14 protein-coding genes are annotated in these 15,786 nt (G+C 67.0%); 5 read left to right on the plus strand and 9 right to left on the minus strand.

Features of this window, described 5'->3' with window-relative positions:
* Positions 1-16 precede the first annotated feature (16 nt).
* Positions 17-1,123, minus strand: a complete 1,107-nt coding sequence (galE, locus tag INQ43_RS08345; RefSeq protein ID WP_194033860.1) for a UDP-glucose 4-epimerase GalE — start codon at positions 1,121-1,123, stop codon at positions 17-19.
* A 179-nt stretch (positions 1,124-1,302) separates the two neighbouring features.
* Here galE and INQ43_RS08350 point away from each other — a divergent pair, with 179 nt between their 5' ends.
* The 5 genes from INQ43_RS08350 to INQ43_RS08370 all read left to right on the plus strand — a co-directional run bounded on the left by INQ43_RS08350 (position 1,303) and on the right by INQ43_RS08370 (position 6,490).
* A complete protein-coding gene (locus INQ43_RS08350) occupies positions 1,303-1,923 on the plus strand; it encodes an XrtA/PEP-CTERM system exopolysaccharide export protein (protein WP_194033861.1) in 621 nt (206 codons plus the stop codon).
* Entirely contained in the window at positions 1,923-3,506 is a 1,584-nt protein-coding gene (locus INQ43_RS08355) for an XrtA system polysaccharide chain length determinant (RefSeq protein WP_194033862.1), read from the plus strand. The genes INQ43_RS08350 and INQ43_RS08355 overlap by 1 nt, the downstream gene beginning before the upstream one ends.
* 124 nt (positions 3,507-3,630) lie before the next feature.
* Positions 3,631-4,281, plus strand: a complete 651-nt coding sequence (locus INQ43_RS08360) for a CpsD/CapB family tyrosine-protein kinase (protein WP_194033863.1) — start codon at positions 3,631-3,633, stop codon at positions 4,279-4,281.
* Between the two features lie 52 nt (positions 4,282-4,333).
* Positions 4,334-5,617 carry an outer membrane beta-barrel protein gene (locus INQ43_RS08365; RefSeq protein ID WP_194033864.1) on the plus strand — a complete coding sequence of 428 codons (1,284 nt, stop codon included), beginning with the start codon at positions 4,334-4,336 and terminating at the stop codon, positions 5,615-5,617.
* Positions 5,618-5,665: 48 nt separating this feature from the next.
* Entirely contained in the window at positions 5,666-6,490 is an 825-nt protein-coding gene (locus tag INQ43_RS08370) for an acyltransferase (protein WP_194036144.1), read from the plus strand.
* Positions 6,491-6,553: 63 nt separating this feature from the next.
* On the opposite strand, the gene INQ43_RS08375 is transcribed toward INQ43_RS08370, so the two are convergent.
* From INQ43_RS08375 to INQ43_RS08410, 8 genes are all read right to left on the minus strand, one after another.
* Entirely contained in the window at positions 6,554-7,789 is a 1,236-nt protein-coding gene (locus INQ43_RS08375; RefSeq protein ID WP_194036145.1) for a pyridoxal-dependent decarboxylase, exosortase A system-associated, read from the minus strand.
* Complete coding sequence (locus INQ43_RS08380) at positions 7,786-9,051, minus strand: glycosyltransferase family 4 protein (protein WP_228062455.1); 1,266 nt, start codon at positions 9,049-9,051, stop codon at positions 7,786-7,788. Before INQ43_RS08380 ends, INQ43_RS08375 begins: the two co-directional genes overlap by 4 nt.
* Positions 9,048-10,289, minus strand: coding sequence for a GNAT family N-acetyltransferase (locus INQ43_RS08385; RefSeq protein WP_194036146.1), 1,242 nt, complete (start codon positions 10,287-10,289; stop codon positions 9,048-9,050). The genes INQ43_RS08380 and INQ43_RS08385 overlap by 4 nt, the downstream gene beginning before the upstream one ends.
* Positions 10,290-10,330: 41 nt before the next feature.
* Entirely contained in the window at positions 10,331-11,353 is a 1,023-nt protein-coding gene (nadE, locus tag INQ43_RS08390; protein ID WP_194036147.1) for an NAD(+) synthase, read from the minus strand.
* Entirely contained in the window at positions 11,350-12,894 is a 1,545-nt protein-coding gene (locus INQ43_RS08395; RefSeq protein WP_194036148.1) for an AMP-binding protein, read from the minus strand. The genes nadE and INQ43_RS08395 overlap by 4 nt, the downstream gene beginning before the upstream one ends.
* Entirely contained in the window at positions 12,891-13,169 is a 279-nt protein-coding gene (locus INQ43_RS08400; RefSeq protein WP_228062456.1) for an acyl carrier protein, read from the minus strand. Before INQ43_RS08400 ends, INQ43_RS08395 begins: the two co-directional genes overlap by 4 nt.
* A 77-nt stretch (positions 13,170-13,246) precedes the next feature.
* Positions 13,247-14,503 (minus strand): glycosyltransferase, encoded by a 1,257-nt coding sequence (locus tag INQ43_RS08405; protein ID WP_194036149.1) that lies wholly within the window; start codon positions 14,501-14,503, stop codon positions 13,247-13,249.
* Positions 14,500-15,771 (minus strand): O-antigen ligase family protein, encoded by a 1,272-nt coding sequence (locus tag INQ43_RS08410; protein WP_194036150.1) that lies wholly within the window; start codon positions 15,769-15,771, stop codon positions 14,500-14,502. The genes INQ43_RS08405 and INQ43_RS08410 overlap by 4 nt, the downstream gene beginning before the upstream one ends.
* Between the last annotated feature and the right edge of the window lie 15 nt (positions 15,772-15,786).

Below are 15,786 nucleotides of genomic sequence, written 5' to 3' on the forward strand. Positions count from 1 at the left end.
TGACATCGCCCGGGGATCATGGCAACGATATCGCCGCCTCCGCCAGCGGACGGGCCTCCGCAACCTGTCTAACTGAAGGCATCGCTTCTTCGGCGGCAGCCACCACCTCCGGAACGGCGTACCCGTGCGGATTCATCCGCTGCCAGCGCCATGCGTCCGCGCACATGGCGTCCACCCCGAGCTCGGCCCGCCAGCCCAGCAACTCCAGCGCGAGACCCGGGTCGGCATAGACCTCCGCGACGTCGCCGACCCGCCGGTCGACGATCCGGTAGGGCACTTGCCGACCCGACGCACGCTCAAATTCCCTGATCAGCTCGAGCACGCTGATGCCGCATCCGGTTCCCAGATTGATGGTGGCGCTGCGGTCCTCGCGCAGCATGAACTCCAGCGCGTCGGCGTGGGCGCGGGCGAGGTCCATGACGTGAATGTAATCGCGTACCCCGGTGCCATCGATGGTCGGCCAGTCGCCGCCGTAGACGGCCAATTGCTTGCGCCGGCCGATCGCCACCTGGGAGATATAGGGCATCAGGTTGTTCGGCTCAGCACCGGGGTCCTCGCCGATGCGTCCGGAGGGATGCGCCCCTGCCGGGTTGAAGTAGCGCAGGTTGATCGCGCGGAAGCCTGGATCGTGCTGGCACAGGTCCTCGATCAGCTGTTCCATCACCAGCTTGCTGCGGCCGTACGGGTTGGTCACCCGCAGCGGCGCATCCTCGCGGACAGGCACGGCGTCGGGGTCGCCGTAGACCGTCGCCGATGAGCTGAACACCAGGCGGCCCACTCCGGCCTCGCGCATTTCCTGCAGCAGATGGATGGTCCCGCAGATGTTGTTGTCGAAGTACGCCAATGGCCGCGCGCACGACTCGCCCACGGCCTTGAGCGCGGCGAAGTGGACCACGGCGTCGAAACGCTGGCCGGCGAACAGGCTGGCGACGGCATGGGGATCGCGCAGGTCCACCTGTCGGGACGGCGGAATGCTGCCGAGGATCCCGCCCAGGCGTTCCAGCACGACGGGCGAGCTGTTGACGAAGCTGTCGGCAATCATCAGCTCGTGGCCGCGTCCGGCGAGTACCGCGCAGGTGTGGCTTCCGATGTAGCCGGCGCCGCCGCAGACAAGGATCCGCATCGGGACTTCCTGGAATCAGTGACAGGTATCCGGATCAACGCAGCTTCGTGCAAATAGCGGCTACGCACGTGCCGTTTCTCCTGCCATGACTCCCCGATCGGTGGCCGCCGCGCCGTGATGACCTGCCCGGCGCGTGATTGGCGTTGTTGCTGGATAACGGGGACTTTATGGAAACTCACATGAAAATCGTTCGGCACGTTGCGGTACTGCTGCTGGTGGCCGTCATATCCGCCTGCGCCTCCGGCAGCGGCAGCCTCACTCCGCCGCCGGAGCGCACCCAGGCCGCCGTCGACGACTACCTGATCGGGGTGGACGACATGGTCCAGGTCACGGTGTGGCGCAACCCGGAGCTCGGCGTTACCGCGCCCGTGCGACCGGACGGCAAGATCTCGGTGCCGCTGGTGGGGGACGTCGTCGCCGGTGGTCGCACGTCGGCGGCGGTGGCGGCGGACATCCAGCAGAAGCTCGCCGACTTCGTACGCACGCCGCAGGTCGCGGTGATCCTGACCGAGTTGCGCAGCCACGAATATCTTTCGCGGGTGCGGGTTACAGGCGCGGTCCGCCAGCCGGTCTCGATTCCCTACCGTCAGGGCATGACGGTGTTGGACGCCGTGCTGGCCGCAGGCGGAACCACCGAGTTTGCGGCCGCAGACCGCGCCGACCTGTACCGCAGGAACGGTGACGATTCCAGCTCGGCGCACGCGGTGAACCTGGACCGCATCCTCAACCATGGCGATTTGACGACCAACTACCGGGTGGCCCCCGGCGACATCATCACTGTTCCGGAACGGACCTTCTGATGACCACGCGCGCACTCCCCGGCCCCGGCGGCCCGTCGGTCCCTGGCAAGCCCCGCGACCTCACCCCGCAGGAGCTGATACCGATCCTGCTCAAGGAGGCGCGCAGGCGCCTCGTGCCCCTGGTCTCCATCTTCGCAGCCGTTGCCCTGCTGACCCTGCTGGTCGGGGTGTTCGTGATTCCCCGGAACTACTCCGCCTCGGTGACCATCCTGGCCAAGGAAAGCGACATCATCGAGCCGTTGCTGGAGGGACGGGCCGTATCCACCGGCGTGGCCGACCGCGCCGGCATGGCGCGCCAGATCCTCTTCAGCCGCAAGATCCTGGAACAGATACTCGATGTCGGCCACTGGAAACAGGCGCACCCGGACCCGGTCGAACAGGAGCGCCTGATGGAGGACATCCGCAAGCGCACCCTGATCGACAGCCCGCGTCCGGACCTGGTGCAGATCACCTACCAGGATCGCGACCCGCAGCGGGCATTCGATGTCACCGAGGCGTTTGGATCGATGCTCATTTCCGAGGCGCTGGCGACAAAGGCGCGCGAGAGCCGCGATGCCTACGAGTTCATCGACAGCCAGGTCCAGGCCTACCACGCCAAACTCACCAGCGCAGAGAACAACCTGCAGCAATACCGATCCGAGAACGTCGACGCGCAACCTGGCAGCGCGACCGACGTCAATGCCCGGATCGTGTCGCTGCGCAACCAGGTCGAACAGACCCGCATGACCATGCAGGAGCAGCAGTCGCTGGGTGCGTCGCTCAGCTCACAACTGTCGGGCGAGTCGGCGGTGTCGCGCACGCAGACACGCCAGAACCTCTTGAGCAGCCAGTACATGGAGCTGCAGGCCGAGCGCGACCGGCTGATGCTGAGCTTCACCGAGCAGCATCCCGACGTGGTCCGGGTGACGCTGCAGATGCAGGACATCCAGCAGAACCTGGCGCGCGCGCAAACACGGGTTGACCCGCCGCTGCCGGGTATCGAGTCCGCCGAGGCCCAGTCCAACCCGCTCTACCGCGAGCTTCGCAGCCAGCTGGCGCTGGCCCGACGTGAGGGCGCGGCGGCCGGCTCCCGCCTGGGCGCAGCGCAATCGATGCTGGCCGAAGAGCTGGACCGCAGCCGGCGCATCGCCGCCTCCGAGGGCGCACTAGCGGAGCTTACCCGCGACTACGAGGTGAACCGGGAGATCTACCAGGACCTGCTGCGACGCCGCGAAAACGCACGCGTCTCGATGGGCCTGGACGAGGCCAACCGCGGCCTGACCCTGAAGATCCAGGACCCGGCGATCATGCCGCTTCGGCCCTCCGGCATGCGCCTGATGCACATCGCCGCAGGTGGGCTGCTGCTGGCGATCGTGCTGCCGATGGCGCTGGTCTTCCTGCTGGCGCGCTTTGACCCGCGGATACGTTCCGCGCGACTGATCGAGGCGCAGGGCCGCTATCCACTCTTGACCGCCATCCCCGCGTACGCGACACCCCGGGAGCGTCGCCATGACCTCTACGGGAAGCTGGGCAGCGTGACCATGATCCTGGTCGTGGTACTCGCCTACGTCGCCACCTACGCGCTGAAGATGACCCACGCATGAGACCGTGATGAACCTTATCGACACTCCGGAACCGCCCGTGAAACGTCCCCAGGAGCTTGCTTCAGCCCCGCGGGGGGATGACGACCGCGCGCGTTCGCTCCGCCACCCCCGGGAGCTCGCGCCGTTGACCCCCAGGTCGCTGGAAGACCGCAGGCTCATCCACCGCCAGGACTCCGCGCGCGTCCAGGCGGATGCCTTCCGGGATCTGCGGACCCGCTTGCTCACGCTGGGCGGCAAGCAGAACTTCGTGACCCTGGTGGTACCGGTCGGGCACGGCAGTGGCGGCAGTTTCGTCGCGCGCAACCTTGCACTCGCCTTCGCGTTCGACGAGATCAAGACGGCACTGCTGGTGGATTGCGACGCCCTCCATCCCAGCCAGCACACGGCCATGGGCGTTGATCCCGTCAACGGCGGGCTGATGGACTACCTGCGTGACAGCAGTAGCGGGCTGCAGCAGATCCAATACCCGACAGGCATCCCGCGCGTGCACCTGATCCCCAACGGCGGTCGGCATGAGATCTCCGGCGAGTACTTCACCTCCCCCCGCGCCCGGACCATGATCGACTCGCTGCGCGGGAGCAATCCGGATCGCTACCTCATCCTGGACGGTCCGTCGGTGTTGAACTCTCCCGACGCACGCATCCTCTCCGAGCTTGCCGACCTGGTCGTGCTGGTTGCCGGATACGGCAAGGTAACGATGAAGAACATCGACGAGGCGGCCGCGAACTTCGAGCCCGAGAAGCTCGCCGGGGTTGTCTTCAATGACCTGCCCTGACGACTCCGGGCCGACGGTTCCGCTGCCACGAGGCAACAGCGTCCGCAGCAGGATGCGTATTCCCGCGATCACGACGGCCCTGCTGGCAGCGATGTCCGGCAACACCGATGCGGCCCGGGTCGATTACGCCATCGACGCGGGCGTTGAACACGACGACAACGTGCGACTGGATCCGGTGGACCCGATCGACCAGTTGATCTGGCGCACGGGCATCGGCTTCCGCGCCACGGAAACAACCTCGACGATCCAGGCCAGCGTCAACGGCCGCGTGGATTACCGCGTGTTCCAGGACAGCATCTACGACAACACGGTCGAGGGCGTACTTGATGGACGGCTGAATTGGGTGATGCTCCCGGACCGGCTCAGCTTCACCGTGGACGACCGCCTGCAAACCGAGGCGATCGATCGGTTCTCGCCTGACTCACCCGACAACCGGCAGCAGATCAACATCCTGTCATTGGGTCCCAACCTGTTCTTCAACGTCGGCCCGACCCTGCGCGGGCAGCTGGAAGCGCGCTACATCGACACCTACGCCGAGGTCACCCCGCAGTTCAACTCCCAGCGCTGGGGGGTGGCACTGCGTGCCATCAAGGATCTAGGCCCTTCCAGCGCCTTTTCGTTCAACGTGCAGACCCAGGACGTCGACTTCGACGACGACCTGACCTCGCTGGATTACAAGCGCAACGACCTGTACGTCCGCTACGACCGGACCTTCCCGAACTTCGACCTCGGCGTCGATCTCGGCTACTCGCATCTGGATTACAAGGAAACCGGCGATCGCTCAAACCCGCTGCTGCGCGGGCGACTGGCGTGGCGTCCGAGCCAGCGCAGCCGTTTGACCCTGTTTGCCGCCAACCAGTTTGCCGACGCCGCCTACGCGGCCATAAGTGACGTTGGCGCGACCTCGATCCCGGAGCGCGTCCTGATCGACGGCCAGACGATCACCGCAGCCGTGTATGAGGAACAACGCGTGTCCCTGGCCTATGACTACCACGGCGACCGGGCGACATTCATGGTCGAGCCCTACGTGCAGACGATCGACTATCCCGACCCGCTCAACGACGACGAAAAGAACCGCGGTGTGACCGTCGGCTTCGACTATCGGCTGCGCCCGTTGCTGACCTTTTCCTCCTACCTCAATTTCGAACGGGTGCAGTACCGGCAGATCGCCCGCACCGACGACACCCGCCACCTGAGCCTGGGGCTGGACAAGCGGTGGTCGCGGCACTGGAGCACCGCGCTGACCTACTACCGTTATGAGCGCAGCAGTGAGGTCGCGACCGCGGAAGCCAAACAGAACATCTGGTACCTGCGGGTGATCTATCGCAACCGGTAGTAGACGCGGCCGCTGTCCCAAAACAAAGCAGCAGCAGGATTGAACACGATGAAATCGCTTGCCTCGCTTCGCCACTGGGCCCGCAAGTCCGAACACCCTGCGGCAGCAATGCTCCGCGGGCTGCGCCAACGCGGTCGCGGTTTCACCCTGCCCGCCCCACGCGTCGTGCTGCTGCCGTACCTCTGGCTGTTCCTGGCGCTGCGCGGGAGCGTGTTTTTCCTGCGCCGGGTACTGGTCGCCGAGCCGCTGTTCAAGGCCTATTGCACGCGGTTCGGCAAGGGCGTAACCACGGGGATATTCGTGCCGTGGGTGCATGGCAGCGGCGAGCTGCTGGTGGGCGACCACGTCCACGTCAGCGGCAAGTTGGGCATCCACTTTGCCGCCAGCTTCGTGGCTCGGCCGCGGCTGGTTATTGGCGACCACACGGACCTGTCGCACGACGTCCGCTTCGTGGTCGGACGGGAGATCCGCCTGGGCTCGCATGTGCAGGTGGCCGGCGGCGTCACCTTCCGCGACTCCGGCGGTCACCCGGTCGATCCGGGCCAGCGCCAGGCGGGCGCTGCCCCCGGACTTGCCGACGTCAAACCGGTGGTGATCCACGACAACGTCTGGATCGGCACCGGCGTGCTGGTAATGCCAGGCACCGAGATCGGGGAAGGCAGCATCGTCTCGGCGCACTCCGTGGTGTCCGGCGTGATCCATCCGTACACCGTGGTCGCCGGCAATCCGGCGCGGCGGATCGGCATGCTGACGCCGCCGGCGGGACGTGAGCATCTGGTGCCTGCGCGATCCGCCGCCAGGTCCCCAGCCGCGGGCGCAGCGGCTCCGGCGGCCCCGGCGGCCCGCTACCCGTCGTCGGTGCAACCCACGTAGCGCGCGAGCCGTCGCCTGCGCGGTGCTGCGGTGCCCGTCGCCTGCCCTTTCTCTGCCGACCCGTCAGACCAGCGCTTCCACCACGTCGGGATGGCCAAGGAACCCGCGCGGACTTGCGCTGCGCCCATACGCTCCGGACTGGAACACCACCACCAGATCGCCCACCTGCGCAGCCGCAAGGTCCATCCGGTCGGCCAGCAGGTCCAGTGGCGTGCACAGCGGTCCCACCACGCTGGCGACCTCGCGCGCGCCGGTGCGGGCATTGATCGCGACCGGGTAATTCCTGCGCAGTACCTGGCCGAAATTGCCCGATGCCGCGAGATGGTGGTGCATGCCGCCGTCGACGACGAGGAACACCTGGCCGCGGGAAAGCTTGCGGTCAAGCACGCGGGTCACGTAGAGCCCCGCCTCTCCCACCAGGTACCGACCCAGCTCGATGACCAGATGCGCGCCCGGCATGTCGGTGTGCGCGCGCTCGGCCAGGGCTGCGAGGTTGTCTATCACCGGAGCCAGCTCCAGCGGCGACTCGCCGGCCGTGTAGGGAATGCCGAAGCCGCCGCCCAGGTTCAGGCTCCGCACCGGGGCCGGCAGCAGATCCTGCCACTCCAGGCTCAGCTCGTAGCTGCGGGTCTGTGCCTCGACGATGGCGGCCTGGCGCAGGTTCTGCGAGCCCGCGAACATGTGGAAGCCCTCGAAGGCCAGGCCGGCGGCGGTGATCTCGCCGAGCAACTCGGGCACCCGCTCCGCATCGACGCCGAACGGGCGCGCCCCGCCGCTCATTTTCATTCCGGAGGCCTTCAACTCGAACGGCAGGTTGACCCGCACCGCAACCCGCGCCGGTCGCCCGTGGTTCTCGCTGGCGCGGGCCAGGATCGCGACCTCACGGAATGACTCGATATTGACCAGGATGCCTGCCGCGCTGGCCTGCCCGAGTTCGCCTTCGGACTTGCCGGGCCCGGCAAAGCTGATGTGCTGCGCGCTCATTCCCGAATCCAGCGCGACCCGCAACTCGCCGGCGGATGCCACGTCGATGCCATCGACCAGGCCCGCCATATGGCAGACCAGTGCCGGCATCGGATTGGCCTTCATCGCGTAGTGCAGGTGGACCCGTGCCGGCAGCCGCGCGCGCAGGGCGGATGCCCGCTCGCGCAATGCAGCGCGGTCATAGAGGTAACACGGCGTGCCGCCGACGGCGCTGACCACCCGCGACAGCGGCTGCTCGCCGGCCAGCAGCAACTCGCCTTCGCTGTCGCGTGGCCACTGGTCCGCCGGATTGTATTTCGCACCGGCCACCGTCATGACGCCAGCGCCTTTCCTGCCAGGGCCGTGTGGAAATCCAGCAGATCGGAGATGTTGTGTTGCCACTGCCGGTTGGCCGCGACGTAGGCGCGGGCATTCGCGCCCACGCGCGCCAATCCGTCGACATCGTTGCTGTGGACAACGACGCGCTCGACGGCGGCGTCGAGATCGCCTGCCTCGAACATCCACCCGGTCTGGTCCTCGACCAGCACCTCACGTATCGGCTCGAAGTCCGGAGCCACCGGCGGGATGCCGCACGCCATGAACTCGAACAGCTTGACCGGCGAGGTGTAATCGCCGGCGCTGGGCAGGATCGCCATGTCCATCGCTGCGAGCAGTCCGGGGACCTCGTCGTGCGGCACCCGGCCGGTCAGCACCACCTGCGAAGCGAGCGCGTGGGCATCGACGAATTCCTTCAGCGCGGGATAGGTGGCGCCGTCGCCGACCAGCAACAGCTTCAGGTGCGGCGCCTCGGCGAGCCGGTCGGCGATGCGATGCACGAACGCGTCGATGGCGTGCCATGGCACGAACGCGCCCAGGTACCCACACACCACGTGCCCGTCCAGCCCGAGTCGCGCACGCACCTCATCGCGCTGGGCAGGAGTAAAGGTGAACTTGTCGATGTTGGCCGCGTTCGGGGTCACGATGGCCGGGGCGATCGCCCCGTGCGCCGCCTGCGCGCGGTCGCGGAACACGCCCGACACGAACACCAGTCCCGACGCGTTGCGCAGCACCCAGCCTTCGATCGCCATCGCCAGCTTCTGGAAGAACAGCGGCCGGACCCGCTCCACGGTCGCCGAATCATTGACCTCCAGGATGATCGGGATGCCACGTTTGCGGGCGATCCGGATCGACTCGAACATGAAAAGCGAATAGCGCTCGTAGATGAAGTCCACGCCCGGGTTGCGCCGCAGCCACGCCCGCAGGCGCCAGCCCGCCACAAGGTTGTAGGCGAGCTCCACCACCTCGAACAAGGGCTCGGGCAGGCGGGTGACCGCGCCCATCCACGGCTTCACCTGGCGGGTCGGCGACATGGCCTTGGGTGACGAGTATGGATCCGCGCCGGGCAGGGAAATGATGTCGACATCCACGCCTTCGGCGCGCAGCGCATCGGTGATGCCGCGGATGTGCACGCCCTCCACCGCCTTGCCCTGGGTGCGGTGGTGATAGAGCACGTTGCGCACGCGCGGGCGGATGTCACCGTCGGGCATGGTCATCTCCTTCTGGACAATGTGCAGTTCGGCGGGGGTCGCCGGGTTCATTTGTGTGCCTGCACGGCATCGGCGGCGAGCGCACTCGCCAGCGGTACGCCGAACGTGTTTTTGCCCAGCATCCTTGCCAACAGTCGTTCGCCCGACATCCGCGCACCACGCCTGCGTATGTCGATCCAGTGCAGCCGGCGGGCGTCGTTGGACAGGCGCCGCTTGTACTCCTGGGCACCCGCCAGAAAGTCGAACTGGCTCCATCCCTCCATCAGCGCCTGCTCGATCGTGGTGTGCAACGCGGCAAGACCGGGGCGGTCGTGCCTGGGCAGCGCGCCGTAGTTCAGCCCGCTGTTGTAGTAATAGATGCGGTCGCGCCATGCCAGGTTATAGACGTAGCCGACCGTGAGCGGACCGGCGCTGACCCGCGTCATCCGGGTGAAACCCGTGGCCGTGCCGGCGCCCACCAATGACCGGTGGAACCGGCAGAAGAACGGGCTCGAGAATGACCCCGGCTTGCCCTTGCTGTTCCAGTAGCGGGTGTGCAGCGCAGCCATTTCCTCCAGCCACGCCAGCGCCGTGGAGGCGTCGCCGGCGACCTCCGCCCGCAACTCGCCATGGGCGCCGTACCCGCGCCGGGCCTGGTTGAGCGACCCGCGGATGTTGGCGCCCAGGCCGTCGTGATAGCTGCGGCCGGCCGCCCGCAGCGCCGCCAGGTCGACGAAATAGGACGGGCGCGCGTCCACACTTGCCGCGTCAAGGGAGGGGGGCAATGCCGATGCGATCGCATCGGCGTGGGCGGTGGCGCTGATCCGCAGCCGCCGCCAGCCCGCGCCCAGTCGCCGGATCGCGTCAAACATTGCCTTGTAGCCGGCGGTTTCCGCGCCCGTGCGCACCAGCAGGCCGGCGTACTCGAGGGTGACCTGGTCAACGGCGGGCTCGCCGGTTTCCTGCAGCAGCAACGAGTGGCTGCCAAACAGCCTGCCAACCCCCCGCTCGGGCGCCTTCAACAGCAGGCTCAGGGCAAACACACCGGACTCGTCGCATGCGCGGAATACCAGCGGGCGGCAATTGGCGGGCAGCAACGCCAGCCAGGTCGATACCCACGACCATGACGTGAACGGCGAAGCGTCCGATCGGGACTCCAGGCGGATCCAGTCCACTGCGAGACCGGGGTAGGCGTCGACCGCCACCACCTCTGCGCGTATCGCCGACTCGGGTTTGGTGCACGGCATCGCGACGGGCAAGGCCCGGCTGGCGGTCAACATCTGCATGCCCGGGTCATTCGGCTTATCCATGCAGATCGATGGTCAGGCGAGTCGGCGGGCTCGCTGGACATTCAATGGGCATGTCCTTGCTCCGCAACCCTGTCTTCCCTCACCGCGGGCACTTGCCACGCGTTGGCCACCAGGATCGGCGGCTCGTGCAGGTAACGCGTCGTGCGGCGCTTGTTGTCGATGTCGGCGTAGATCGCCTCCGCGCGCTCGCGATCGATACCCAGCGCCTCGGCCAGCCGGGTGGCCGGACAGCCGTGGTCCCGAGCCCATAACGCAAGATCCATCTGCCGGTAAGGCAAGGCAAAGTAGAACTCGTCCTGGCCCTGGGCGAGGCTGTAGGTGTCGGTCGTGGGCACCACGTTGCAAACCCGCTCGGGCAGGCCCAGGTGCCGTGCCATTGCGTAGACCTGGGACTTGTACAGGTGCGCGATGGGCTTGATGTCCGCCGAGCCGTCGCCGTTCTTGACGAAGAAACCCTGGTCGTACTCCAGACGGTTGGGCGTGCCGACCACGGCGTAGTTGAGCCGGTCGGCGTGGTAGTACTCCAGGGTCTTGCGGATCCGCTGCTTGAAGTTGGTTGCGGCAACGATCTGCAGGTACTCGGACAGGCCGAGCGTGCGTTCGTGCACCTCCCCCTCCGGTGACTCGGCGACCAGCTTGAAAACATTGACGCGCCCTTCCGTGCCGCCGTCGATCACGATCTTGAAGCGCCAGTCGTCGGTGAACGCGGGCAGCGCACGGCGGACCGCGGCGTCGCGCTCGGAATAACACCCGATCGCCTCCAGCGCCGGCGCGATATCGATTGTGAGGCTGCGGATGCCCAGGTGCGTGGCGAGTATCCCGGCCCGAAGTGCGCTGTCATCGTTGGAGTCGCGTTCCGGCAGGATCAGGGCGAAGACCCGGTCCGGTCCCAGCGCACGGACCGCGAACGCGGCGCAGCACGAGGAATCAATACCGCCGGAGATCGCCACCACCAGTCCGCGCTTGTGCAGCACGCGCGCCGTCGCGTCACGCACGTGCTTTGCGATGCGGTCCGCCTCGCGCTCCAGGTCGAGTTCGAGCACATCGAAATCCAGGGCTTTCATTGCCACTCCCGCGCCGCGTCCGGCTCGGTCAGCAGGACGCGGCGGACCTTGCCTGACGCCGTGCGTGGCAAGCTCGCCAGGAACTCCACATGGCGGGGAACCTTGTAGGTCGCCAGGCGACTGCGGCAATGGGCCCGCACGAGGTCCGCGTCCAGCGGCGGGTTGCCGGCGGCCACGATGAATACCTTCACCACCTGCCCCAGGGTCGGCTCATCCACGCCCACGACGGCGGCATCGAGCACCCCTGGCAACTCAAACAGCACCTCTTCCACGTCCAGGGGGTGCACGCGATGGGCGCCAGTCTTGATCATGTCGCTGCGCCGCCCGTCCAGGTAGAGATAACCCTCGCCATCGAGATGGCCCATATCGCCGGTGCGGAGCCAGCCATCGCGCATGACCAGTGCGGTGGCCATCGGGTCGTTCCAATACCCGGCCATGACATTGGGACCATGCACCCATACCTCACCCGGCGACCCTGCGGCGAGGGGGCTACCTGCGTCGTCGCGCACCTCGATGCTTACCCCGCGGATCGCCTTCCCCGCCGAGCCGGACTTGTCATCCAGGCGCTCCGGCGGCAGCCACGCCAGGCGCGCGGTCGCTTCGGTCTGCCCGTACATGACGAACAGACGCGCGTGGGGAATGGCATTGCGCAATCGCTTGATGAGGCCGGGCGCCATCGCGCCACCGGCCTGGGTCATGTAACGCATCGCCGACAGGTCGTGGTCGGCCAGCGACACCCGGTCCAGCAGCAGGGAAAACATCGATGCCACTCCGGGGAAGCCGGTGACCCGCTCACGAGCCATGACGTCTACCACCACATCCGGAAACACGAGGTTGGGCTGCAGCACCAGACGGCCACCAACGGCCAGATGCGTGTGCAGGACCGAGGCGCCGTAGGAGTAGTAGAACGGCAGCGCCGACAGTGCGCTGTCCGCTTGCGTCAGCTCCAGGTATTCGATGATGGCGTCGGTATTGGCCACCACGTTGGCGTGGGTCAGGGTGACGCCCTTGGGCGCACCGGTAGTGCCGGAGGTGTAAAGGATGGTCGCCACGGGCTGGAAGATGTGCGCCACAGACGCGACCGGCGCGGACCCGATCGCATCCTGCCAATGGGTGCCTCCGGGGGGTAGCCCGCCGTCGCCCGCGCCGTCGCCGACGACCACCCGGTGCGGCGCGACGCGCGCCTGGGCGAGACCCGCCTCCACCTCTGCGTTGCCGACCTCATGGACCAGCAGCTTCGCCCCCGCGTGCTCCAGCCAGGCGCCCAGCTCCCGCCCCCGGGCCTGCGCATTCAGCGGCACTGCCACGCACCCGGCCAGCCAACTGCCGTAGCAGGCCACCACGGCTTCAAGACTGTTGGGAAGGGCGATGGCGATGCGCTCGCCGGCGCCGAGACCCTGCGCGTGCAGGAAACCGGCAAATCCCTTCACCCTGGCTGCCAGTCCGGTGTAGTCGATCCGGCGATCGCCATCGACGACCGCGACCATGCGCGGGTGGCGTCGTGCAGTGGCGAGGAGCCGTGAGGCCAGGGATTTCGTCATGCCACGCACGCTGCCATTTTTCGCGCCAGGAACGCACTGATCATGTCGATCGAGTCGAAATTGCCCGGGATCATCTCTGCGGCTTCAACGCGTATGCCGTAAGTGGTTTCCAGGAACTCGACAAGCTCCAGTATCCCCGTGGAATCAACGATGCCGCCGCGGATCAGCGACGCGTCATCGGCCAATGCCCCGGCGTCCTCGGTGAACAGGTAATTGCCGAGAATGAAAGGCTTGATCGTCTTCTTGAATTCCATCGCTTCATCGCGCCGCAGCATCAGATACCCCTTACAACGGCAACACCGGCGACAAGCGGACGGGAGCTCCCGCGCATACGGGAGGTGGAGCGCCCTGGCTAGCGACCAGCCGGTCTGGCGTTGGCCAACACCTGCCTGCATGCGTCAAGGGTGTCGACGGCCACGTCGTGCCAGCCGCGACGCATCGAGGCGGCCATTGCGGTGCGGTCCCAGTCGGCAACCAGCGCTTGCGCCAGGGCGCGCTCAAGGGCAGCGGGGTCGCGCGGCGGCACGAGCAACCCGTTGTCTTTGCGCACGATCTCGCCTGCCCCGCCCACGTCACTGACCACGACGGGGCAGCCGCACGCGATCGCCTCGACCACCACGTTGGGATAGCCCTCCGACCAGCTGGGCAAGGTCAGCACATCGGACGCGCCAATCCACTCCGCGACGCCGGTCGGCTCCATCCCGCCGGGAAGGTGCACGCGTGACTCGATGCCATGGGCGCGCAGCAGCGCCGGGAGCTGGCCGCGCATCACGCCATCGCCGACCAGGGCCAGGCGCGCGCGCGGATCGCGCGAGGCGATGGCGGCGAATGCCTGCAGCAGCTCGATCAGGCCCTTGGATTCGACGAAGCGCCCGACATAGACAACCAGCCGCGCTTCCGGATCGACTCCCAGTTGCGCGCGCATCGCACCACGCTCGCGCGGGTGGAAGACGGCGGTGTCGATGCCGTTGACGATCTTGCGCACCTTGACCGGGTGTGCACCAAAGGTGGTGATCGCGGCAGCCCGCATCGCCTCGCTGACGGTCAGGACCTGATCGGCGCCGGCGAGGACCTTGCGCGTGAGGTAGGCGTTGATGCCCGACCGCACGTGGATGTCCGAGCCCCGCGCACCCACGATGCACGGAACTCCCAGCCGCCGCGATGCGCGCAGCGCAGCGTAGCCATCGGGATAGATCCAGTACGCAAGGACCAGGTCAGGCCGGAACGCGCGCAGGCGCGGGGTCAGGGCACGGGCGCCGACCATGCCGTTGGTGGCCCGCGATACGCCGGGGATGCCCGGGTAGGTGTAGGGCTCAAGGTCGATGCCGTCCAGGCGGTAGTCGGGGCCGACCTCACCGTGCAGGAAGCTGCGCGGCGCCAGGCCCGGGAGGCGCAGGTAGCGCACTTGGGGCAGAAACACCCGCACCGTCGTCAGGCCGCTGAGCGCGCGGGCGGTCTCGTGGATGTAGCGGCCGCGCGTCCTGTCATACGGCACCGGCAGTATCGGGGTCACCAGGGCGATGCGCAGCGGCGTGCCGCCCTCGACATCATCGGGCGCCGGCGGCCGTGGTGACAATACCGTGTCAGAGGAAAGGCCGACCCCGTTCATGACATCGCCAGCAGCACTTTCAGCAGCACGTAAAAGGCCACGACCGCTGCGCACGCCAGCACCAGCCAGCGCAGCAGGTCCTGGCCAAGGTTGAACGGCACCACGTCCGGGAAACGCTCGCGCACCGCGGTGAAGTGCGCCACCACCACTGCACTCAACAGGTACGGCAGCATCACGTAGCTGCGGCTGAGGAAGAACGCGGTCGCGGCATAGCCGACCAGCGACACCAGCAGCGTCATCGCGATCGCTCGATCGCGTCGCCACTCGATGACGTCGTCATCGTCGGACAATTCCGGCGCGTGGCGAAGCAGCCGGGCCATCATCCAGAAGCAGTAACCCATGAAGGAAAACCACAGGAAGAAGCCGATGAAACCGTTCTCGGCCAGCACCAGGATCAGGGAGTTGTGCGCGGTGAGCTCGTTGAATTCGGTGAACCGGTCCGTGCCAACACCCATCACCGGGTGGGCGATGAACATCTGCATGCCTTCGTACCAGGCTTCCACGCGGCCCGTGGCGGAACGTTCCTGCACGTCGAGCTGGTCCAGGCGCGACGGCAGGAGTTTCAGCAACGTGAGGCATATGACGGCCATTACCCCCGCGGTAACCGGGCCGCGTCGCTGCCAGAGATAGGCGCCGCTCATCACCACCAGGGCCAGCAAGGATCCACGCGAGTTGGTCAGCAGGATCCCGTACATCAGTACGCCGGCTGCCGCCAGCCAGACCAGGCGACGCAGCCCGAGAAGGCCACCGCGACTGCTCAGGTAAAGCGCCATTGGCACGCAGATCACGAACAGCATCCCCAGGTCATTGGGATCGCTGAAGATGCCCAGGTACTGGATCCGCCCGTCGTCGATCAGCGGCATGCCGGTCCAGCCCAGCCCGGTCGCGGACTGCTTGATCCCGTGGATCGCCAGCAGGACCGCACAGGCGGTGAACACGCCGATGACGAAAACCACCCGCTGTCGGGTCAGCGCGGTGTTGGCCAGCAGCACGAACGCGACAAGGGTCGGTGCAAACACGTTGAAGTGCTCCAGTGCGCCGCCGCTCCAGCCGTTGACGGCAATCGACAGGCTGGTGACCAGCAGGAACAGCGCCAGAAGAAGGTATTGGGGTTCGTCGAAACGCTTGTGCCGGGACGGCAACCACGCCACCAGCGCTGTGATCAACGCGATCGGCAGAAACGGAATGCCGGCCTGCGCCCACTGCGGATACTCCTGCGGCCGCACCAGGACCAGGACCAGGTAGATCACGATGAAGACGAACGGCATCAACGTCCGGCGCCT

Origin of the sequence: Lysobacter sp. H23M47 (assembly GCF_015209765.1) — a bacterium.
Taxonomy (GTDB): domain Bacteria; phylum Pseudomonadota; class Gammaproteobacteria; order Xanthomonadales; family Xanthomonadaceae; genus Novilysobacter; species Novilysobacter avium.